This is a genomic window from Lysinibacillus sp. VIII_CA (assembly GCF_049943995.1).
GTDB lineage: Bacteria > Bacillota > Bacilli > Bacillales_A > Planococcaceae > Lysinibacillus > Lysinibacillus pinottii.
The window spans coordinates 1-22,909 of sequence record NZ_JBNFXM010000033.1 but is presented as its reverse complement, the minus strand read 5'-3'; the positions used below and the strand labels follow the sequence as shown (position 1 = coordinate 22,909).

At 36.3% G+C, this 22,909-nt stretch carries 13 protein-coding genes; 9 read left to right on the top strand and 4 right to left on the bottom strand.

Features of this window, described 5'->3' with window-relative positions; all coding sequences use genetic code 11:
• Positions 1-289: 289 nt before the first annotated feature.
• A complete protein-coding gene (locus tag ACP3VS_RS23345; RefSeq protein ID WP_426390154.1) occupies positions 290-763 on the bottom strand; it encodes an IS110 family transposase in 474 nt (157 codons plus the stop codon).
• A gap of 832 nt (positions 764-1,595) precedes the next feature.
• Here ACP3VS_RS23345 and ACP3VS_RS23340 point away from each other — a divergent pair.
• From ACP3VS_RS23340 to ACP3VS_RS23325, 4 genes are all read left to right on the top strand, one after another.
• Positions 1,596-3,521, top strand: coding sequence for a sigma-70 family RNA polymerase sigma factor (locus ACP3VS_RS23340; RefSeq protein WP_416277908.1), 1,926 nt, complete (start codon positions 1,596-1,598; stop codon positions 3,519-3,521).
• A gap of 279 nt (positions 3,522-3,800) precedes the next feature.
• Positions 3,801-3,965 carry a hypothetical protein gene (locus ACP3VS_RS23335; protein ID WP_289449457.1) on the top strand — a complete coding sequence of 55 codons (165 nt, stop codon included), beginning with the start codon at positions 3,801-3,803 and terminating at the stop codon, positions 3,963-3,965.
• A gap of 880 nt (positions 3,966-4,845) precedes the next feature.
• Positions 4,846-6,738, top strand: coding sequence for a stalk domain-containing protein (locus ACP3VS_RS23330; protein ID WP_426390152.1), 1,893 nt, complete (start codon positions 4,846-4,848; stop codon positions 6,736-6,738).
• Positions 6,739-6,806: 68 nt separating this feature from the next.
• Positions 6,807-9,299: an S-layer homology domain-containing protein gene (locus tag ACP3VS_RS23325; RefSeq protein ID WP_036160811.1), complete on the top strand. Its 2,493-nt coding sequence runs from the start codon at positions 6,807-6,809 to the stop codon at positions 9,297-9,299.
• Between the two features lie 87 nt (positions 9,300-9,386).
• On the opposite strand, the gene ACP3VS_RS23320 is transcribed toward ACP3VS_RS23325, so the two are convergent.
• Entirely contained in the window at positions 9,387-10,643 is a 1,257-nt protein-coding gene (locus tag ACP3VS_RS23320) for an HlyD family secretion protein (RefSeq protein ID WP_012292867.1), read from the bottom strand.
• Complete coding sequence (locus tag ACP3VS_RS23315) at positions 10,640-11,317, bottom strand: hypothetical protein (RefSeq protein ID WP_012292868.1); 678 nt, start codon at positions 11,315-11,317, stop codon at positions 10,640-10,642. The genes ACP3VS_RS23320 and ACP3VS_RS23315 overlap by 4 nt, the downstream gene beginning before the upstream one ends.
• A gap of 569 nt (positions 11,318-11,886) precedes the next feature.
• On the opposite strand from ACP3VS_RS23315, the gene ACP3VS_RS23310 reads away from it, so the two are divergent.
• The 4 genes from ACP3VS_RS23310 to ACP3VS_RS23295 all read left to right on the top strand — a co-directional run bounded on the left by ACP3VS_RS23310 (position 11,887) and on the right by ACP3VS_RS23295 (position 20,454).
• A complete protein-coding gene (locus tag ACP3VS_RS23310) occupies positions 11,887-15,888 on the top strand; it encodes a cell wall-binding protein (protein WP_426390156.1) in 4,002 nt (1,333 codons plus the stop codon).
• Positions 15,889-16,109: 221 nt separating this feature from the next.
• Positions 16,110-17,168 carry an S-layer homology domain-containing protein gene (locus ACP3VS_RS23305; RefSeq protein ID WP_230584337.1) on the top strand — a complete coding sequence of 353 codons (1,059 nt, stop codon included), beginning with the start codon at positions 16,110-16,112 and terminating at the stop codon, positions 17,166-17,168.
• Between the two features lie 221 nt (positions 17,169-17,389).
• Entirely contained in the window at positions 17,390-18,301 is a 912-nt protein-coding gene (locus ACP3VS_RS23300) for an NlpC/P60 family protein (RefSeq protein ID WP_289449450.1), read from the top strand.
• Between the two features lie 236 nt (positions 18,302-18,537).
• Positions 18,538-20,454 carry an N-acetylmuramoyl-L-alanine amidase gene (locus ACP3VS_RS23295; protein ID WP_031417531.1) on the top strand — a complete coding sequence of 639 codons (1,917 nt, stop codon included), beginning with the start codon at positions 18,538-18,540 and terminating at the stop codon, positions 20,452-20,454.
• 132 nt (positions 20,455-20,586) lie between these two features.
• Here ACP3VS_RS23295 and ACP3VS_RS23290 read toward each other — a convergent pair whose 3' ends face one another.
• Positions 20,587-22,566 carry an S-layer homology domain-containing protein gene (locus ACP3VS_RS23290; protein WP_036167073.1) on the bottom strand — a complete coding sequence of 660 codons (1,980 nt, stop codon included), beginning with the start codon at positions 22,564-22,566 and terminating at the stop codon, positions 20,587-20,589.
• A gap of 114 nt (positions 22,567-22,680) precedes the next feature.
• Between ACP3VS_RS23290 and ACP3VS_RS23285 the strand changes: the two genes are divergently transcribed.
• Positions 22,681-22,909 (top strand): hypothetical protein (locus ACP3VS_RS23285; protein ID WP_426390148.1); only part of this gene is annotated, 229 nt, incomplete at its 3' end.

Genomic DNA, 22,909 nt, shown 5'->3' with positions numbered 1-22,909 from the left:
TCTTTTTTCTCTAGTAAATCCGCAACGCGAGCTGCGTAATCTCGTGCTTGATCACAACGAATATCTGTAGGTTTAATCGCTGGGTAACTATTTTCAGCTGCTTTTAATAATGTAATAGCTTTAGCCTCCGCACGCATCAGCGATAGCTTTTTTCGCGTATTGACCTTTAAACGATTTTTAATAATCGTTTTAGAATGGGCCTGTAAAAGTGCGGGATGCGGATATAGTTGTACAATATTTAAAAATAGTGCTGAACTCGGTGTAATCAGCTTTTCTAATTCTGGAAAACTCAGCTTAAAATGGCATGCATTCTACTTTTGAGTAAAATGATTTCTTCGTCAATTTCCTCGTAATAACGAGTCAGTGCACGCATCTGTTCATAATAATCATCTTGTATGTACGTTATTTCGCGTTCCATTTTGAAATGTGTCTTCGCGAGTTCATGAGCATCACTGATCTCGGTTTTATTGCGACGCATCGTTGCCATCTGTAAATTCGCTTCTAGTGGATTCATGCGGCAGTACGTATAGCCGTAATCTTTTAAAAACGCTTCGACAGGTTTTGAATAGATGCCTGTTGCTTCAAATACGATATCTGGCGCTTGTCCATCTTGCTTTGTCATCTCTTCCATTCGTTCGTGTAATCGCTCAAAATCAACCCGTGTATGATGTAGCACACCTTCAAATTCACATTGGCGATGACCATCATAAATCGCAACGGTACTTTTTCCTTTACTGACATCTAACGCAATGACATGTTTCATCTCATCCTTCTCCTTTCGACCAATCATAGAAGCCTTCACAGTACCTTATCGATTCCACTTTCTTATACACGATCTCTTGGACCCAACATACTAAACTGATTCATATAAGGGCATGAAGTTAGCCGGTTTTATATACGGACTCATAAATGGTCCCAGAGGCTGGTCGGCTTTTCTTAACTTCTACTATAAAAAAATAGCACAAACCATGGCCTTGGTTTGTACTACTAATGTTAGTATGTTTTATATACTCCCGACATGCTTATGAACTACAAGGGTACAAAATAAGTGATGGAAGTATTGTAACATTCGGAGCCTTGTTAGAAGAGGTGTGTCAGCACCAGTGAAGCTAATAAGATGATGGCAGCAGGTTTGTAGTAATGTCCATAGCTAGCTGTTTGGATTAATGAGAAGGCTAAGAAATTTATTTCCCAAAAATTTATTTCTTTTATAAGTTAAATTTAGAGGCGATCATATATATGATTGCTTCTTTTTTTATTGTCTACTCTATGAGGGAAAATAAACTGAGGAGAGAAAAATCCATATTCTAGTTAGTTTAGAGGTTTTCCTTATAATGCTTATTAAATTTCTTACTCAATGCTATCTGATGATATTTTAATACAATCTTCCTCTTTATAAACCAATGACTATACTATAGAAAACTCTTATAAGTTTAACTTCTAAGTATTTAATACTTGAAGTACTCTCTCATAATGAAAATTGTCGTTTAGTCATCCATTAATTTTCTACAAAATATAAGAAAAATAAAAAAATCATTATTTGGTGAAACCTTTTCATCTAAAATGTTACTCTAACAATAATAGGAGGTATTAAAATGGAACAATTAGTAAGATCAGCTATCGACGGTCAGCAAGCTGCATTTGAGCAGCTAGTAGAAGCTGAAAAGTCTAAGCTTTTAGCAAAAGCTTACTCCTATATTGGTAACAGAGAAGACGCAGCAGACATTGTACAAGAAACCTTGCTGCAAGCTTTCAAATCAATGCATCAATTAAAAGAACCAAAATATTTCTCTACCTGGCTGTTTAAGATATTAATACGACAATGTTTTGCTTATCTACAACAAAAAAAGCGTACACTTGTAGTGGAAACTGAGCTTATACAGCAACAGCTAATTGAACAAGAACAATCAATGAACTACGAATTTGTCCATGAGGCATTGTCTTTACTTCGAAAAGATTATCAAACCGTACTTATACTATTTTATTTTTATGATTTTAAAGTACAAGAAACTGCTTATCTCTTAGATAAGCCAATCAATACGATCAAAATGTTTTTACATCGTGGTCGTATCCAATTAAAAAAGCAACTAGAACAGAGCATGAACAAGCCAATTAAGCAGAAAGAAGTGATACATATGTTAAAGGAACAACTAGCAAAATTAGCGTTAAACTTTGTGTCAATTCCTGATAACTATCAATTACTAGTAGAGGATTATTCAAAAGAGCAAGCTACATTTATGTGGTCGACAGACGAATTAGAAGAAGGAATTGAAGTGTCACTTGATCCAAACGGAAAATTATTAGATTTAACTAGACCTCCTTCAACAACAGGTACACTTGTCACAATGCAGCAGCAGCAAGCCATTGCAGATCAATTTTTAACAGCGCAATACACTGAAGCATTAGATTATTTAGCTGTGTCTACAATCATTGAAAAAGAGGATGAAACAAAGTTTTTATATAAACAATTTGTGGGAGGCTATCCTCTTGCAAGCTATTATACAAAAATAAGCGTTTCCAAGTACGGAGAAATCATTGATTTTAAGTACAATGGCTACACGAAAGCTCCACCAAAAATCCTTACGCAGCTTGCCAGCAAGGACAGGATTTTACAACAAGTACTTAAAGCTCCGTGGGCTTTATCTATGAAGTATTTAGTTAGTGGCAATTATTCTGTTGCACAGTCTGGTTTGTACCCAATTTACGAAAGTCCAATTGTATATCAGTCATTTAATGCCATTGATGGTAAAACATTATTTGAAGAGGAAGATGAGAAAGAGGCTTCCTTCACCAAGTTTCCATACGTACAACCACTCAAAAAGCAGAAGACACTTGAAAATATAATAGGTGTAACAGATTGTATGGGAAAGCTACGGGAAGTCGAAATGGATGAAAGTACACTCGGCATTGTATGGCGAAAAAAAGATTGGCAAGCTCCGAAAGATAAATCGCTAGAAAATTTCCTGCTTGAACGTATCGAGGATACGGTGAAGGCAAAGGTTGATAAGCATTCAAGGAAATTAAAGGAGTTCAATTGGTTTAAAGAGCGTACAGGTGAACTGGAACTTTCATTCGAAGCTTGTAGAGATATTGCTTGTACATTTATTGCGACATATTTTAAAGAATATATTCCTTATTTACAATTGCAAATCGAGGAACCATCCTTTAATGAGATGAACCGTGCATATTTCACTTTTCCGCTGTACGTGGCTCATGGCTTACAAATAGAGGGGGAACGTTTTTACGTTGGAGTAAACAAAACGACGGGATTCATCGATACATTATGGTCTCCTCGTATAGATCTAAAACTTCTTGACTCCTACGATTGTGCAACTATTCAACCTTTAGAGAACGTAATATCTGCCTTGAAAGAGGCCGATGCCTTTTTACAATGGTCTTGTCAGTATGATGACAATAAAAACGATGAAGTATTACAATATCGATTGGGACAATCGAAAACAAAACAGCGGATTGTTGGTATCGATGCAACGACAGGACAACTTATCGTCAGTAAACTTTAAATAAAGGGGAGTCAAATAGCCTCGAGAATATGTAACTTAAGAATAATAAGCTATCTATCATTACAATAAACAGGTGATGAAGTAAACGCTAGTGCTAAAATTTATTTAAACAAAGCTATCGAATTCAGAAGCACTGCTAAAAAAGTAAAACCATCTAAGGTTTCTGGTGAGATAGATGGAGTGCTCAGATATCGTAAAAATGGAAAGTATATTGACCTTGCTCCAAATGGTAATATTGTATCTTTTGGTAAGGTTTAATATAGTAAAAGGAGTTTTTTTGTGAGCTGGAGAGATATTAAAATTGATAGTCTTGATGCTATTGAAAAATGTGTAGCAGAATTTGAGATTACAGCTTTAAGGTTTTTTGAAGAGATATTTGAAGAGATATTTGAAGAAAATATTATTCACTATGGTGCTTTCAAAGTAAAGATATATGAAAGATAAAACATGCATTCTAATTCTTAAGAAAGTGACTTTACAGGGTTCACAAACCTTGGATTAAAATCTCCAGATGGAGGCTATGAAGGTGGAATAGGTTATGGAGCTACAGAAGAAACTTTAGAGGATACTATACGTAATTTTATGAACAATTTAAAGAAATTTAAAGATGGGAAAAAATTCGGTCTTAATAAAGAAGATGTAGTTTTGTTAGCATATGATGAATTTTAATAGCCTTTAATACCTTTAGCTATACGTAAATAATAAGACTGCCTCTAAAGGAAGTTTTGTGTTTATCAAAAGTAGACAATAATTTTCTTAATGAAAGTTAGTTATGTACAAAATTTGATCATCAATTGAAGATCCTTTTGTTTGTAACTAAAACGGTATTCTTTAACCTCAGCTGATGGTGCTTTACTGGTGTCGCTCATCCTTTTTAAGCTATATTCCGTATTCCTGGAATATAGCTTTTTTAATACAGTTCACGTGAATAATCCACCATTTTCTCCAGGCTGTGTAACTTTTTTTAAAAAAACCAGTCTACTTAATACAATAGTTTGCTAGATGACATGCTGATATCAGCCCATAATGTTACTGATCAACTACTAGCTATGTCTCGATATCAATTTGATAGAAAGCAGCTACACCATTGCTTTAAAATTTGCTTCTAGGGAGGGTATATATAAGGATCTAGTCAGGAAGAAAACAGTTTGCAAGAAAATATACTGGCCATTTGGAATATCATTTACTTCATATGAAGCTTTTGAAGGAGAGAGGTTAGAACTCTAGTACCGAATTCTACTTTTTTCGATAAGAATCCCACATTTTGGGGTTTTTTCATGTTAAGATGATAAAGACAATTGAATGTGAAAAAAAGGAGATTAGCATGTTTAAGAAACTAAGGAATACATGTATTGTATCAGCGGTTGCTTTGGCTACAATTTTACCTGGACAAGCATCTGCATCAGCAACTAGTAACAATGGAATTCAGATAAAAAACAATGTTTCAATTACAATTAATGGAGAGACGATTAGTGTCTATGACCCTATTTTAAATAAATCGGATTTCTTATTATTGCCAATGCGTGCTTTATATGAAGCGATTGGTGCGAATGTGGATTGGAATAAAGAAACACAGACAGCGTCAGCTACTCGTAACGGGAAGATTGTGGATTTAAAGATTGATTCGATGATGGCTTTAGTAGATGGACAAGAAGTGGTGATGGATGTTGCACCGTTCATGTATAAGGATCGTACTTATATGCCACTGCGTTTCGTTAGTGAAAATTTTGATGGGAATGTTCAATGGGACCCAGAAACACAATCGGTAGATATTACGATGTCAGATGATCTGCCTGAAATGCCTCAGGAAGACCCTTATATTTTACATATCAATAACAAACGTATCGTGATGAAAGATCCTATTATTATGAAAGATTCAAGATCTTATTTACCAGCTAGCTATATCTATGATTATTTAGATGATTCTGCTGGTGCATGGCTCCCAGACAATTCCTTTGAATTACAAATTGCCGGGATGAGCTTTGTTTTCAAAGATAATAGTAATGAGGTTCTTGTGAATAACGAAACGGTAACTTTAACAGAAAAACCGTTTATTCAAAAAGGAAAAATGTATGTGCCTATTACGTTTCTTGTGAATGCTTTAGGCGGAAATTTACGCTATATCAGTGAAAAAAAAGAAATGTATATTTACGTTTACCGTTATATGTACACAAGTTCATTCCTTGAAAAATCTTATGGTTCTACATCATCGCCAACAGCTGTTCCTTCTGCTCGTTTAGAGGGAGATCGTGATTTATTTATTAGTGATAATCCTGAAACGTTAACGCGTAAGCTTGTGCCAAAGAATAATGCAACGCTTTCACAATATGACGTGAACTCAACGGCAGTGACGAATAAGCATCGTGTCTTTGGGTGGCATTACAATACATTAGGTACAGATGTCAATATTGGGATTACGGTTCAAAATAAGTCTACGACAGAGAGTATTAAAGTTGTAGATTCTAGAGGTATTAACCAAAAGACAGGAAATAGCTGGGTAGGTCATGATATTGGTTTGACCATTGCTGATGCTACATTAAATAACAAGCTGAAAAAATCAGAAAGTAGCGGTATTGTCATTGCACCAGGAGAAACAAAGGTCATTGAAACATACGATCTACACCATGAATATATTATTGGCTTTTTACATGATTTAGATATTCAAGCGGTCAATGGTGGAAAACCAGAGTATACCATTCGCACAGTGCTTACAAAAGATAATAGTGATTTAACAACGATTCAATCGGAGCAGGTTGCCATCGATGAGTATGCAAAGCATCCAAGAGGTGCTTGGCCAAGCGCTACAATTCTAGCAGAACTACCAGCCTATACAGTAGATTCACCAGAAGTAGGCTATAACATTTCGAATGGCCGTACTGACCATTTACAAACAGCTGAAAATTCATTTTCACAAATTAATGGAGCAGTCGGAAATCCAGGTCATTTCGGTATGAACTACAAGGTTTCCATTCCTGTTGTAAATCCAACAGGGACGACCAAAACGATTAAGCTGAAACTTGCTGGTCGTGGAGGCTTATACAGTGGAGCAATTAAGGTGAATGGCAAAGTGCATTTAGTGCCTTCTTTAAGAGTAGGAGAAGAGTATGTTGAATTACCTGATTACGAAATGAAGGGTGCAACAGATACGATTCAATTAGAGCTAATGCATGCTGGTGGTGTCAATCTTCCAGTAGCTATCTATGTGGAAACAAAATAAAGAAGTCCCTGGCACGGTTCATATGACATGATATCGTGCCATACTTTGATTAATTCGGAGTGAAGAAATTGGCAAGAAAATTAGTAACAATTGTTGTAGTCATGTTCGTGCTTATGTTAACAGTTAGCCCCATCAATGGACAAGCAGCTGGTTTTGGAAATAAAGTAAGTGAAGTGAAAACAGAGGTATCACCACAAGTAAATCACGTACAACAAACCTATACGTCAGGTTCTATACGTCAGTTTGTAAATGTTTTAGATGTAAATTTAAATAATACATATACAAAACTAGAAATTGGGATGCCGAATCCTATTAATTCCCTAAAAACAACTTCAGCTATGGCGAAGCAAAACACGTATGATGGCCATCGAGTTGTTGGAGCTGTTAATGCTTCATACTTTTTAGGAAATGGGATGCCTGCGAACTTGTTAGCGGAAAAGAATGAAATTGTCAACTATGGTATTTTGGGAGATACGTATGATAGCCCGACGCAAAAGCCAGTTGCATTTGGCTTATCTAAATCAGGGAAAGCGATTGCAGATTATTATACAACGAATCTATCTTTCCAAGTAAATGGAAAAACATATCCTATTGATCTAATTAATAGTGAACGAGGAACAAATAAAAACGTTTTATATACGCCAGAAAAAAAGACAACTGGTACAAATGCATGGGGCTTAGAACTAGTGGTGTCAGGAGCTAGTCAGGATACAAATACCCTACATTTTGGTGATCAATTCTCAGGGACAGTTTCTCATGTAACAACGTATGGTGCAGAAGGAAACTCAGCAGTACCAGCGGATGGTTTTGTTATTTCTGTACAAAATAAAGAATTAGCCGCTGAATTAAGCAATATTTCAGCAGGTACAAATATCGATGTCAGCTTGTCAATCGATCAAAAATGGATGGATGCTCAATTCATTTTAGCTGCAGGACCAATGCTTGTACGCAATGGTCAAGTGGATATTTCCATGCCAACAAATTCTGGTTTTGCTTCGACACGCAGTCCTCGTACAGCAGTAGCGGTGGATGCTACAGGTACAAAGGTATCACTTATTACAATTGATGGTCGCTTAAGTGGTCATAGTAATGGTGTTAACTTATCAGATTTAGCTTCACATTTAATTTCAATAGGAGCTACTTCAGCTATTAACTTAGATGGTGGCGGTTCTACAGCGATGGTCGCGCGCAATCCAGGAGGGTATTTCGCCAACCTTGTGAACAAACCGTCTGAGGGTAGTGAGCGTCGTGTATCGGCCATTTTACAGGTCGTTAATACAGCACCACCAGGGAACGCAAAATCTATTACGCTAAATAGTGTTGGTCAAGTCATGAAAGGTTCATCTGTAGATATGCAAGTAGCAACTGCCTATGATCAATATTTAAATCCAATGACTATCAACCCAGCGAGCATGAAGTGGTCAGTTGAAGGAAATATCGGTAAGATGGATGGTGCAACCTTTACGGCTACCCAAAAAGGTGAAGGGAAAATTATTGGGGAATATGGAGGTATTCGTACGTCCACAGCTGTATCTGTAATAGACTTAGCAGAAAAACCTATTGTACTAGATAGCTTTGATAATGTGTCTTCTTGGACAACAGAAGTAGCAAAAGCGAATGCTTCGTTAGCAAATTCTAAAGAGTATGCGAGACAGGGAACAGCTAGCATGCAATTAAACTACGATTTTACAGTAGCGGGCTCAGGGACTAAGGCTGCCTATATGGTTGCTAAAAAACCCATTACTATAACAGGTCAGCCGAAAAATATCGGTGTTTGGGTATTTGGCGATGCAGGTAAGCATTGGCTAAGAGGTGTGGTTGTAGATGGATCAGGGACTAAGCACACGATTGATTTCACAAGCCAGGGCGGTTTAGACTGGAATGGCTGGAAATACGTAAAGGCGGATATTCCAAGTAATCTAGCAACACCATTGAAATTCGAACGTTTATATGTTGCTCAACCGACAGCTTCTCTTCAAAAGAAAGGCCAGCTGTATTTTGATCAATTACAGGCTGTCTACAAAGATAATCATGAGGAATTAGTTTATACGGATGTGAACAAAGGGCATTGGGCGTTTTCAGAAATCCAAAGCCTATACAATAAATCACTGATCAAAGGTTACTCTAATGGTACGTTTAAGCCAGAAGCGTCCATTACACGTGCAGAGGCAGCTACAATCATTGCCAGAGCACTGAATCTATCAACAACGAAGGATTCTAGCTTTAAAGATGTAAGTAAAAGTCATTATGCATATAGTGCCATTGCAGCAGTCGAGCAGGCTGGCATTATTAAAGGGCAAGAACCAGGGAAGTTCAACCCAAACGGACAGCTTTCACGTGCAGAGATGGCAGCGATTTTAACAAGAGCCTACAAATTAACAGGTACAAGTAAAGTTACCTTCACAGATGTTAAATCAACGCACTGGGCATACAGTAATATCCAGGCACTTGTGGCGAATGATTTAACAGGAGGTTTCCCAGATAATACATTTAGACCCGATGCACAAATTACTCGTGCTCAATTTGCAAGCTTCTTAAATAGATGCCTATCATTAAAATAATCTTGAAATCCCCCTGTAATAGCTACAGGGGGTATTTTTACAGAAAAAATCCGCCACTCTCTGAAGAGAATGAAGCGGATTTTTCATTTAGAAAACAATGTATTTCACATATTGCTTCCAAGTTAACTCTTTAAACTGCTTCCAGTGTAACTTCTCAATAGGTAAAGTACGGAAGGTATAGGCTTCCATATTGCGCTTCTCATTAGAGAGCATTGGTGTTCCCTCATCGAGATAGTCCGAGAAAATAGCAGATTGAGCCGTATTAAATTGGACATTAATATCTATCAGTTGGATTTTCCCATCCTGATTAATGATATGAAGCTTTTTATTTCCTTTTTTTGTTGTCGCTAACCACGATTTATCGACCTTATAAGAATCGAACGCTTCATTGACAATAATGGAGGCTTTGCCAGTTGATGAAAACGGTACATCCTCTATTGGCGCATCTTGTTGCAGTACTACTTCATAATTTGTTGGCTGCGGTAGGTCTGTTGTTTTGGCTAATTCATTTGCCCAAAAGGTTTCATCATTTGTAGCAATCATTTGCTTATCTAATACGATGCCAGATAATGCGTCTTTGACATGTTTCACTTTAAAATCAACCGTTTGGCCTTCCTGTACCTGTTGCCATTCTTTTTCAGATAAATAAGCATACATGGCTTTTTCATTAGAATAGATTTCGAAGGTTAAAGCACCAGCTTCTTCTTTCACCGCTGCTACTACACCGTCGATAGGACTGATGATGCCTTGACGTGATTCTATTTGTGTGATCTGTGCGTCAATGAGCGCAATTTGACGATTCGTTTCAGCGATATGTCGATTTAACAGGGCAACTGCTGTCGATAGCGAATTTTGTTGAGCAAGCTCTAATTTTAATGTCACAGACAATTTATCATTGATTTGATCGGTATTAATAGAGCTTTTTGGATTCGAATCGTCGTATTCATCTTCAATTTGATCAAGTGCATCTTGTAAATCATTTAATTCTGTTTCATAGGCAGTACGTTCCGATTCAAGCTTTGTAAGCTCCTCGTCTACTTCATCTGTTTTAAAGGTAGCGAGTAAATCATTCATCATCACTTCCTGACCGCGCTTTACATTGACAGCGGATAACTTTGTTGCATCAGCTGTAATGGTATACGTCTCAGCGGGTGCCACAATGGTTTCCTTATTGACACGCTCTGTATTCGTACCGATATATGCTTTCTGAAATTCGTCAATAAAGTAGGATCGTGTCACGGTGCTATCTTCTTTGAAAACAAAATAAGCATTTATACCGATTATGAGCATCGCCAACACAATACCTATACTTGTCCATGGTCTTGTCTTGATAAATGCCATCATCCTAACCCCCTAGCAATCCATTCTTTAATGGGTAGCACACTAATCATGCCCACAAATAAGGCCATAAATAGTTGTAAGCCAATCAATTTGACTACTAACATTTTTCTACTAGCTTCTTCCTCCCATTTCGACAGGAATAAATACTGCACAATAATGATTAAAACGGACGTTACTGTCAGCTGATTGATTGTAAATAACACGAAGTCAGTTTTAATGACCTGTAAGGCAGCGGGTGCCAAAGAAAAGAATGAAAACATCGTTGTATAGCCAACTCCATAAAAAACAGCAAAGAGGATTGCTTTTTCAATGAGTAGAAAGGCAACAACATAAAGCTGGACTCTTTTTATCCAAGTATAAGGAATGTCCGTTAATAGATGTAATAAGTAGGTAACACCGTAATAATGGAAGCAAAAATAAATAATTGCCCATAAAATGGCACCGAGCATGGAAAGTACGCGTGCTACATAGTATTCATTTTGTAAATCCATTGCAAATAAGGACGTTAAATTCTCTGTCCCCATTCCCCAATATTCGCGAGCAGCAAATAATAGGATGAAAAGAATGAACACCGTTAATGCACGTTTTTTATATCCGATGATCTCGCCCTTTTCTACGATGTTTGTAAAGTAGGTAGGATTTTTTAAGCTATGCCAGAACTTATAATGGTAAAACATAAACAGCGTCCTTTCTTCCAAAATAGGATATCAAAGATGTAGTATACACCTTGCAAAGACATTATGACATATGAAAATAGCTGTTTTTTTCCAATAATTTCGTTGAAAAAACGTATTTCGTCATTACATGTCGATGGATGAAAAACATCCTACTATCAATTACATCTGGGCAGATTCGTGTCACATTATTTCGGACTTACTCGAAAGCACATTTTCAAAAATCTGTGATTTCTGCCAAAGGATTTAATATGATTCGGTAGGCGTTTGAAATCCGAAGAATCCATATAAATCTATTGTATAGTATAATTGAAATAACTTCCTGTTTTTCTAGCTAGTAATTTTGAAAAACTACTTTTGACGCTCGTTATTTTGTAAATATAATAGAATGGCTTGAAAACATGTAATTTACACCGATACTAAAGTAATGATTCATTAATTATGTCTTTGCGTAATTATGTCCAGATTTTTTCGATTTTGCTCGAAAAACCTCGGAGGCTTTTTAATCACATGAAGATTTAGGATAAATGAAAATGAACAGAATCATTTTCTTATACATAAAAAATGAAAGGGTGGTTCGATTGAATCGAAAATTGACAGCAGGTGTTATAACAAGTCTATTATTAGCACCTACAGCTATCGCAAATGCACAGGAAAATGATGCACAATCTCGTGCTACAGTTCAAACGGAGCAAGTTTCCTATGTCAATGCTGTAGCAGCTGCTACAACAAAGGAACAGCTCATTGCCCAATTCGGTAAATTATCAGAGAATTCGACTGCCAATGAGATGGTTATAGCAGATGGTGATATCAAAGTTGTACAAAATTCAAATGATCTTGGATTTGACAACAATGAAAAGGCGCTTATTCAAGCAAAATACGATTATGTAGTGGAGCAACGTCGTCTATTAAATGAGCTACAAGCAATTTGGAAGAAAATTAGTACTATCTCTTATACTAGTAAGACATTTATAGATGATGTGAAAGCTGTAGAAACAGAATATGACAATTTTTTAGGGAATGAAACGACAGACCATTCATATTTATTGGTACAAAAACAATTTGAGGAAGCTGTCGATGCAGCATTTGCTAATAGCGCTAGCAGTATTACTAATACCATTCGAGGAACAGTCTTACAATATGGTTATAAAGAGGCTGATCGCAATAACTATTTTAAGGGCAAAGGAGTAGATATTGCGAAATTAGGAAAATTGGTTGATGATGCAGCAGCAGTAAAAACTACTGCTACAGAACTAGATGCTTTAGTAGTTGTATTAAAGCAAAATCCAACAGATTATCCAGCTATTTCGTCAGCATTAGATAAAGTTACAGCAGCTTATAACTTACTAACGGCCGATCAAAAGAAAGTGGCTGAAGCTTATAATCCAAATAATGATGTGGTAACACCCTTTAAAAAATATAAGGATGCTTTAACTGGTCTATCAGCCATAGATAAAGTTTCATTAAGTATTACGCAATTAATGGCTAAAAAACCAACAGAATTTACTTCAGCGACAAGCTTTATTAGTGCAGTAACTGCTATTGAAAAATCCTACAATGCCTTAGATGAAGCATCACAAAAGTTAGTGGCAAACTATTCTACATTTGAACAATATAAAAAGGCTGCTGATATTTCCAAACGAATTTCAGCACTGCGTGTATCAAATGATCCTGCTTATCGCACAGAAGTAGATTCGATTAAAGGTAGTTATGATCAATTAACAATCGATAAAGAACTTGTAAAAAATACAGCTGATCTACAGGTAGCAATAGCAAATATTGCTTCTGCTGAAAAAATCGAAGGACTTATTGTGGCAATTGCAAATGCCTCAAATAAAGTGGAAGCTATCAAAGATGCTCGTACTGCCTATGATGTGCCGCAAGCAACAAATGGCACAGCTATTAACGCGACGAATGTCAAAAAAATTGTCAATAACCTTGCAGAGCTGACAAAGTGGGAGAAGGTTTATAATGCGTCTTTAAGTGTGGACAAATTAATTGATGCTATTGATCCTAAAGCTTCTACATTCGAGAGTAAAACATTTGCTGCTCAATCGGCTTTTGATAAATTAGCTGTGGAAGAACAGGCATTTGTGCAAAAGAGTGATCGCTTAAAGCTTTTAATCCAATATGCGACTTTATCGAAACAAGTGAATGCGCTTAAACCGACCATGCAAGATTACAAGAACCAAATTACGGAACTGCAATCTAAAGTGACGTCTTTAAATGCTGGTTATGGTGATGATGCGGCTCCATTGGCAGAAATGAAAAGTAAACTTGAAGAAAAACTATCCAATCTATTAAATGAAGATTTAGTAATAGCAGGTGTGATTGAGCAAATATCAAAACTAAGTCAATCAAATGATATGATTACAGATATTTTAGCAGCCCGTGCTGCCTATGATGGTCTCCCATCTTCAGCAAAAAGCCGTGTAACAAATATTAAGGTATTAACTGATTTAGAGAAATCCTATAAAACGGTTGTGAATGTCATTTCACAATTTGAAAAACTTGATCCATCCTCTAAGAGCTATATCTCAAAAGCTAAATCAGCTTATACAGCATATGCTAAGCTAGATGACAAGAATAAAACCTATGTCAAAAATTATAAGAATTTAAAAGAGCTTGTACCTGTAATAGAGGTAATTGTGCAAATTAATGCATTAAATCCTTCCAGAAAAACGTATAAAGATGATGTGAAGGCAGCAACAGATGCTTACACAGCATTAGCAGATAAAGACCAAGTTATTAATTATCCAGACCTTACAAAAGCACAGAACTATATCAATATGGCAAAGGCATTTGATGAACGTGTTCTTGCATTAGCCAATGAGAATCCAGATACATTTGTCCAAAAGGTAGCAGAGCTAACGACAGCCTATAAAGCATTAGATAAAAATGCGCAGAAGCTTGTGGAGCAGGCAAAAACTTTAAGTAATTATGAAAAGAGCAATAAAGCTGTTATCAAGGTTATTCAACTAATCAATGCGTTGGACCCATCGAGTAAGGATTATACGAAAAAGGTACTTGGCGCTCGAAAGGCTTATAATGCACTTGATGAAGTTTCAAAAAAACATGTGACGAACTATGCGAACCTCACGTCTGTCGAAGATGTGGCTTCATTAATTGGCCTAATCGCTACGTTAAAGCCAACAAGTAAAACATTCTACCAAGATATGAAAACAGCACGTGAGCTTTACGATGCGCTATCTGAGGAGAAGAAGCAAGCCATTATCAACTATGATGCACTGGTAGCCGCTGAAAATGAACAGGGGCTAGCTGAGGGTGTAATTGAGCTAATTAAATTAACAGAAGTGCAAGATGCAGACTATTTAACAAAGCTGATGAATGCACGTGTAGCCTATGATAAGCTGTCATCTAATCAAAAGAAATTAGTGTCGAATATTAAAGATTTAACAACACGTGAAAAAGAGGTTAAACCTATTTTAAGTGTGATGGTACAAATTAATGAACTAGATCCACAATCGAAAAGCTTTGTTAGTAATGTCAACTCTATACGTAAGGCATATGACAAACTAACAAAAGATCAAAAAAAATACATCAACAATATTGATGTACTATTAAAATATGAGCCTGTATCCGATGTAGTGGAATTGATTAGTAAACTAAAATCTTCAAGCAATACATTCCTTCAAGATACAGCAAGAGCCCGTTCACTTTATGATGCACTTCCTGCCGATTTGCAGCAATATGTGACAAATTACTACTTATTGCAAGCGGCTGAATCAAGTATCCTTGGGGCTGGCAATGTAATGCAGATGATTGATGCTTTACCATCTATTGATCCAAAGCAGTATGTCAAACGTATTCAAGAAATACGTGCTGCTTATAATGCTTTACCAAAGGATCAGCAACGAGCTGTGCAAAACTACAGAGTATTACAAGACCAAGAAAAGCTGATTAAGCCCGTTATGAGTATTGTGGAGGATATTGATCGACTTTTAACAGCAAAAGATATGAATAGTCAATATCAAAAGATTTTAAAAGCTTATGATAAGCTGAATGCTGACCAAAGACGATATGTGTATAACGACCAATTATTACTATCCTTAGACAACGTTATAAAAGTCTATAATAACATTGCAAAATTAAATCCTAAGGATAAGTTCTACTTTGGTATGGTTGAAGCCGTACGAAAAGAATACGATAGTTTGAATACGACAGATAAACAGCGTATCTCCAATTATTCGATTCTCTTAGAAGCGGAGAAAAGTATGGCCGATGTCAAGAAGGTCGTTGAAATAATTGCGGGACTTTCTCCAAGCTCACCAACGTATATTGAAGATGTGGCTAATGCCGTGGCTGCTTATCAGGCATTGGATTCTAAAGTACGCGGACAAGTCATCAATGAAGACTTACTTAAACAGGCTGAAAAAGATGTGGCTGCAGTTCTTAAGGTTGTTCAAGCGATTGGAAATATCGATCCAGATAGCTCATCCTTTGAGAAAAAAGTGCTATCAGCTCAAAAAGACTACAGCTCATTGTCGATAGAGCAACAGGGATTAGTATATAATTATCGTATTTTAGAAGAATATCTTAAAATGATTCAATAGTATGAGAAAAAAGGAGTTTTCCCAATGAATATTAAGGGAAAACTCCTTTTATAATGATCAATGATGAATCTATTGATGATTTTCCAAAAAAGTGAAACTATCTTATTTGAATTTCGTATCATATAGTAGGTATGGTGAATTTTCGTTTCCTGACCTCAGTGATGAAAAAGCGCCGTTTGCTACATATTTGACATATGGAGGAGGTAGCCCTGTTGAAGAAAATGCTGAGTATTGTTGTACTTTCAATAGCTGCAACCGTAGGAAGTTTAACTAGTTTAAATCAGGTAGAAGCGGCATCTGCCAAAGTTGTAGATGTTTCAAATTCATATTGGGCAAATGCTTCGATACAACATATGCTTTCAAAAAAATATATGACTACATATAGCGATTATACATTTAAGCCAGAGCAGGCTATTACAAGAGCGGAGGCGGCTGCAGCCATTGCTCGTTCTATTCAGACCAATGTAGACATAGCGAATATGACAAATTTTAAGGATGTCCCTGCTAGTCATCCCTATTACAAAGAAATTTGCCAGCTTGTTAAATTGGGGATTATCCAAAAAGGAGAAGCCTTTTATCCTGAGGAGCCTTTAAAGCGAATGCAAGTGGCAAAAATGCTAGCATTAGCATATCAGTTTAAGGTTGATAACAAAAATAGTACCCAATTTGCGGATATTCCTGGCTCTCATTGGGCAAAAAATTATATTGAGTCGCTTGCTGATATAGGCATTATCAGTGGGGTTGAAGCTAAACGTTTTGCACCTGATCAATTAGTGACACGCGCCCAATTTGCTGTGTTCGTTGAACGAAGTATTTATTTTCAGCAGAAAATAAACAAATTGGAAGTGGCCTATGATTATTTGGCAAAGGATTATATCCCAACTGTCAACCTTTCTACAGAGTGGTCTAAAAAGGTGATTGAATTAATTAATGTTGAAAGACAAAAGAAAAAACTAGAACCTGTTGTGTATGATCCAAAATTGACACAAATCGCAATTATTAAAGCGCAGGATATGGTGAACCGCCATTATTTTGAACACGTTTCTCCATATTATGGTGCCCCATGGGATTTAGCGACTTTATTTGATTATGATTACACGAGCTTTGGAGAAAATATCGCGAGAAATATCCAAACGCCAGAGGTTGCGGTAAAGGCATGGATGGCTTCACCGAGTCATCGTGATAACATTTTGAAAGAAAATTATACGAATACAGGTGTTGCAATAGCGCAGGATAGCAAAGAAAATTACTATTGGGTCCAATTGTTTTCTAGTCAATAAGTTGTTATGTAACAAAGGAGCACTAATGTTACAGTAATGTTACGAAGGCTTCGAAATTTAATAAAAAAATACCTCTTTTAACGCTGGAAATACGACCAAACGTTGGTATTACAGCGTTTTTTTGCTGTCTAAAACCGTTACACAAATGAAAAATAACAAGACCTTCTTTTGTGATAGTCTATTTATAGGCAAAAAAGTATTGAGAGGGGTATAACAAAAGTATGAATAAGAAATGGTTATTACCGATTTTTGCATCTTTCATGTTATTTTCAACAACTCATATAAATACTGCTGAAGCAGCGACAAAAGAAAATGTCACTGAAACAGCTTCTAAATATTTAGGTACTCCATATAAATACGGCGGTACAACAACAAGTGGTTTTGATTGCTCGGGCTTTACATCTAAAGTATTTTCAGACTTAGGTATTCAATTAAACCGTACATCGGGCTCTCAATACCAACAAGGTGATGCAGTAGCAAAGAGCGATTTACAAGTTGGTGACTTAGTATTTTTCAATACAAGTGGTAGTGGTATTTCACATGTGGGTATATACATAGGTGATGGAAAAATGATCCACTCTCAAACTGGTCAAGGTGTTAGCTACTCAAGTGTTAACGACCCATATTATTGGGGTTCTCGTTATGTAGGGGCTAAACGTGTGGCAACATTTGATTCGCAACAGCAAGCTGAAGTAAAAAAAGCTGCAATTGACTTTTCAGTATATGCTTCTCGTGGAGAAGTTGCTGTACAAATTGCAAAAGCTTTAAACTTAGATACTTCTAATACAACTACTAATTTCGTAGATGTAAAACCAACAAATGCAAATGCAGGTGCTATTGCGGCTGTTGAAAGATTAGGTATCTTTGAAGGGGATGAAAATGGTAAGTTCAACCCATCTTCACCAATTACACGTGCACAAATCGCAAAAGTTTTAGTACTAGCTTTCAGTCTTGAAAACCAAGGGGAAACAGTAGCATTTAGTGATGTCTCACAAAATAGCTGGGCTAGTGATTATGTTTCTATCCTGGCGTCTAATGGTGTTACAAATGGCGATGGAGATGGAAGCTTCGGCTCTGATGATTTACTAAAAATCAATCAACTTAAAGTTTTTATTGAAAGAATTCAACAATAAATAAATTCATGAATTTTACATGTTAATTTTGTCATAGATTGCAAGAATTGATCTTTTGAATAGCTTATAATGGAAGAAGGGTTTGCATTTGCAGACTCTTCTATTTTTATGATAACTACGTAGGAGAGGAAGTGATATGGAAAATATATTTTAACAGTTCTATTGTATGATGCATTATTTAGCTAATTTTGTTAAAATGGACACGTTAAGAGAACAAGAAGGGAGGAAATAAGACATTGAACATCAAAAAAATTAGTCTTATCTTGTGCGTCTTATTCATTTCGGCTTCTATGTTTACGATACATAGTGCAAGTGTCAGTGCAGCTACCAACTCAAATATAACATTTGAAGATGTCACTAAAAATCACCCAGCCTATGAAGAAATCAATTATTTAGTAAGTTTGGGTGTAATCCAAGGCTATTTTGTGAATGGTAAAAGAGTTTTTGGCCCAAATAACAATGTAACAAGAGGACAAGCAGCCAAAATGGTTGTCGTTGCCTCTGGAAACAAACCATTAATCGTAAATAAATCAAGCTTTTCAGATGTTACAGTAGGCACTGAAATGTCAGGTTATATAGAACGTGCTGTACAATTAGGTTTCTTCGACAAAAATATAAAAGGTGAATTTCTACCAAACAAAGCCCTAACTCGTGGAGAAATGAGCTATGTCTTAACAAAAGCATTTAATTTAGATACAAGTGAGTATGAGGGAATTGACTCTCCATTTACGGATGTAGGGATTACACACGAATATGTAAAGTACATCAATACGATCTATTATAATGGGATTACAAACGGAACAGGTAAAACATATTTACCAAACAGCACGGTGACACGTTCTCAATTTTCATTATTTGTGGCACGTGCAAAAAGTGAGAAATATCGTTTAGAATTGCCTGTAAAAGGTGTAACTGTACCAGATACATCTCAAGTTATTGGCTTAGTAAAGGTTACTACAGATGGTTTAAACATTCGTAAATCAACGGATAGTAGTTCAACTACGAACATTGTAGGTAAAGTCAATACAGGTGGTAAATTATCAGTATATGCAGTTGAAGGCAATTGGTTAAAAGTATCTTATAAAGGTGCTTATGCTTATATTTTCAAACAGTACGCTGAGTTTTTAGATGCAGATGGTAATGTGCTAGGAGCAGTCGAAAAAGAAGTAACGACAAAAAATGCGGTTAACTTATATGTGAAGCCAACTTCTTCTGCAAAAGTAATTTCAACGATTAAAACAAATGTAAAATTACCAGTGTATAAAACAGTAGGTGGCTACTATTTAACACAAGTGGATGGTTTACCTGGTTATGTTGTAGCCAATAGTACAACAGATGCGGTTGAAGAAGAAAAACCTAATCCAGATCCAGGTACACCACCAGTTATTTCTGGAGATGTACTGGGAAGAGTAACGGTTGCTAACCTAAATGTACGTAGTCAAAGTAATTCAACGTCAGCAGTACTTTTCAAGCTGAATAAAGGAGAGTATGTCCAAGTTAATAGCATTAGTGGTTACTGGGCAGAAATTACTTACAATGGACAAACAGGTTATGTTCATAAATCTTACTTAAAGCTATTAAATCAGTCAGCTAAACCTCTACAAAATCGCGTTATCATCCTAGACCCAGGTCACGGTGGTAAAGATCCAGGGACAGTAAAAGGCTCTGTTTCTGAAAAGAGCATTACATTAAAGGTCAGCACGCAAGTAAAGCAATTACTAGAGAGTGCTGGTGCCAAAGTGTATATGACACGTACTGGTGATACGTATCCATCATTACAAGATCGAGTAGATTTCACCCAAGCAAACTATGGTGAGATTTTTGTTAGTGTCCATGTCAATTCTGCTGCCAATTCGTCAGCACAAGGTACTGAAACATATTATGCTATATCTACAGGAGATATGTATCAGGAAGACATAGATTTAGCTACATTTGTAAATAACCAAATTGTTAACAATTTAAATATGAAAAACCGTGGTGTTAAACAAGAACAGTACTACGTAATTCGTAATATGGTCATTCCGTCTATTCTAGTGGAGCTTGGTTTCTTAACAAACACTGAGGACCATAATAAAATGACCAATGATCAATACGTGAATCTATTTGCAGAATCTATTTATAATGGTATTTTGCAATACTATAAAAAACAATAAGAGTTGAAGAGACGATTCCAAAGTTTTACGAGCTTTGGGATCGTTTTTTCTCTTTACTAATAACTACCCAGTTTCCCAAACAATAAACAACTAAAGCTACCTTCCATTGTTGGAGAGGTAGCTTTTTGGGTTTTATTTTACTGTATTAATGAATTTAATATAATCCTTACTAATATAAGCTGGTTCTGAGTGTAATTTATCTGAAATCACTTGATACCAACCATTTGTTCCAGTATCTGTGACAATGACAGGCATATTACTTTTATTAAAGGTGAATAGTGGACTTTGCTGTGTTGATGCATCAGCACGAACATTTAGACCAGCGGTTGTTGTTAGTGCAATTTTATACGGGCTATTAGCATCTTTATAGCCCAATACTTTTTCTGCACGATAATAGTGTCCAGCAATTTTGGCTCCCCAGAAAGGGTCAGAGGCGTATTTTACGTTAAATCCAATCGCTTTAGAGCCAACGACTGAACCATTTGTATAACGTCCGCCAGGCGTAATGTAATTGGGCTGTAGAAACTTTTCGACAAGCTCATTAATGTTTGCGCCAACACTATCAAATTTTTTGTTTAGAGGATTTGTATCATATACATATAAACCAAATAGGTTATTCAAATTTTGAGCATGATCGCTCATTCCGTAGGCACTCTCATGCTGTGCAAGTGCTAAAATAAGCATGGCGTTAATATGAGCATTCGCTTCTATATCTTTTAACACGGAACCTAAACCAATCAGTTTACTTTTCGTTGTAGCATTTTTATAAATAGAAGCACCTGAGCTTTCAACCTCAGCTAGCTTTTGCATAATATATTGATCAATTTCTTCAGCTGTATATTGTGTCGTAGCTCGAGCAGGTAAGAATTGATAGTAATTATAGCCTTCACCTTTTGAAGAGCCGTTCACATTCGTAAAATTAATACCATCCCAGCTAAAGTATTTCTCACCTTGCTTCATAAAGCTAGGGGCCTTGCCGTAGACGTAACTCGATGAGTACTTATTGGATTTATAATCGTATAAGGTATGTTTAATTTCACCATTTTCATTTGTATAATAAGCGCGTCCCTTTACTAAAGCAGAAGGGATTAAGGTAACGTCTGCTTGTTTTAAAGAGCCAACATGTCCAGCTAGACGTACTCTAACGTGAGTCGCATCACTACCTAGATACTCCATTTCTGTATTAGCAGCAATTGCAATTTGATCCTTAATCGTCTCGGAATTTAATGCGACATAATTATTTGTGACAATCATACCCGAAGACATTTTTATAATCTTATTATTTTGAGTAACCACTAAAGAACCGTTTGTCACTGCTTTTTCAGCAGCTTCAAAGCTAGTATAGGATTGCTTGTCTACTAAATTACCATTTGTGATTTCTTTGACAATAAATGCAGCATTCTCATTATTATTGTTACCTGAATTATTGTCGTTACCAGAGTTGCCGTTATTATTAGAATTACCAGTATTACCGTTGCTATCAGTATTCCCATCATTATTTTCAACAGTATCAGCAAGGAGAATTAAGCGAAGTATAAAAGTTGAAGCTTCAGCAATGGTAGCATTGTCTCTAGGTAAGAACATGCCGTTAGAGCTTCCTTTAATAAGTCCCAATTGAGCTCCTATGGCAATGTCCTGACGGAAATCTTTGAAAATAGTAGCATTGTCTTTAAATGTAATAGAGGAAGTCCCTTTTGGGATTTTTAAATAATCAACCGCTCTGATTAACATAACGCCCATATGCTCTCTTGAGATACGTTCATCAGGCTTAAATGTGCCGTCTGTGTAGCCGGTAATTATTCCAGCAGTAGCAGCAAGCTTGATTTCATTGGCCAATAAATATGTGTCAGAGACATCTGTAAACGTTATAGTATCTTTTGTCTGTAAGTTTAAAGCTTTTGCTATGTATGTGGCGAATTCACCGCGTGTAACAGTATCATTCGGACGATAGCTGCCATTTGCATCTTTCAGCAAGGCTCCTTTGGAAATCAAATAACGCAGACCACTTTCATGCATATGTCCTGATAGCTCATCAGCATAGGCCTTTTGGGGTTGCGAAATGAGTACGCTAACAAGCATCATGAGTAACATTAAAATTGATAGTTTTTTCATAGTTTTACCCTCCTAAACTGTTATCATTTTAACAAAGTTACAGAATCAAGTTAAGGGTCAAATGTTAGAAATATCATAAAATATACCAGATTGTTATAGGAGAAAAGTATCCTTTTGGTTTATATAGAGAACGTAATAGTGGAATCTGAGAGGGAAGTGAATCAAAATTCACATGAGTTTCTTCTATTATATATAGGTTTGAGTGAAACAATAAAAAAAGCCGTACATATTAAACTATGTACGGCTTTTATGCTGGAAAATATTATAGCATTTCAGAAGTTGTTTTTGCTTGCATGTGAAGTTGTAGGTAGTCTGGGCCACCAGCTTTTGAGTCTGTACCTGA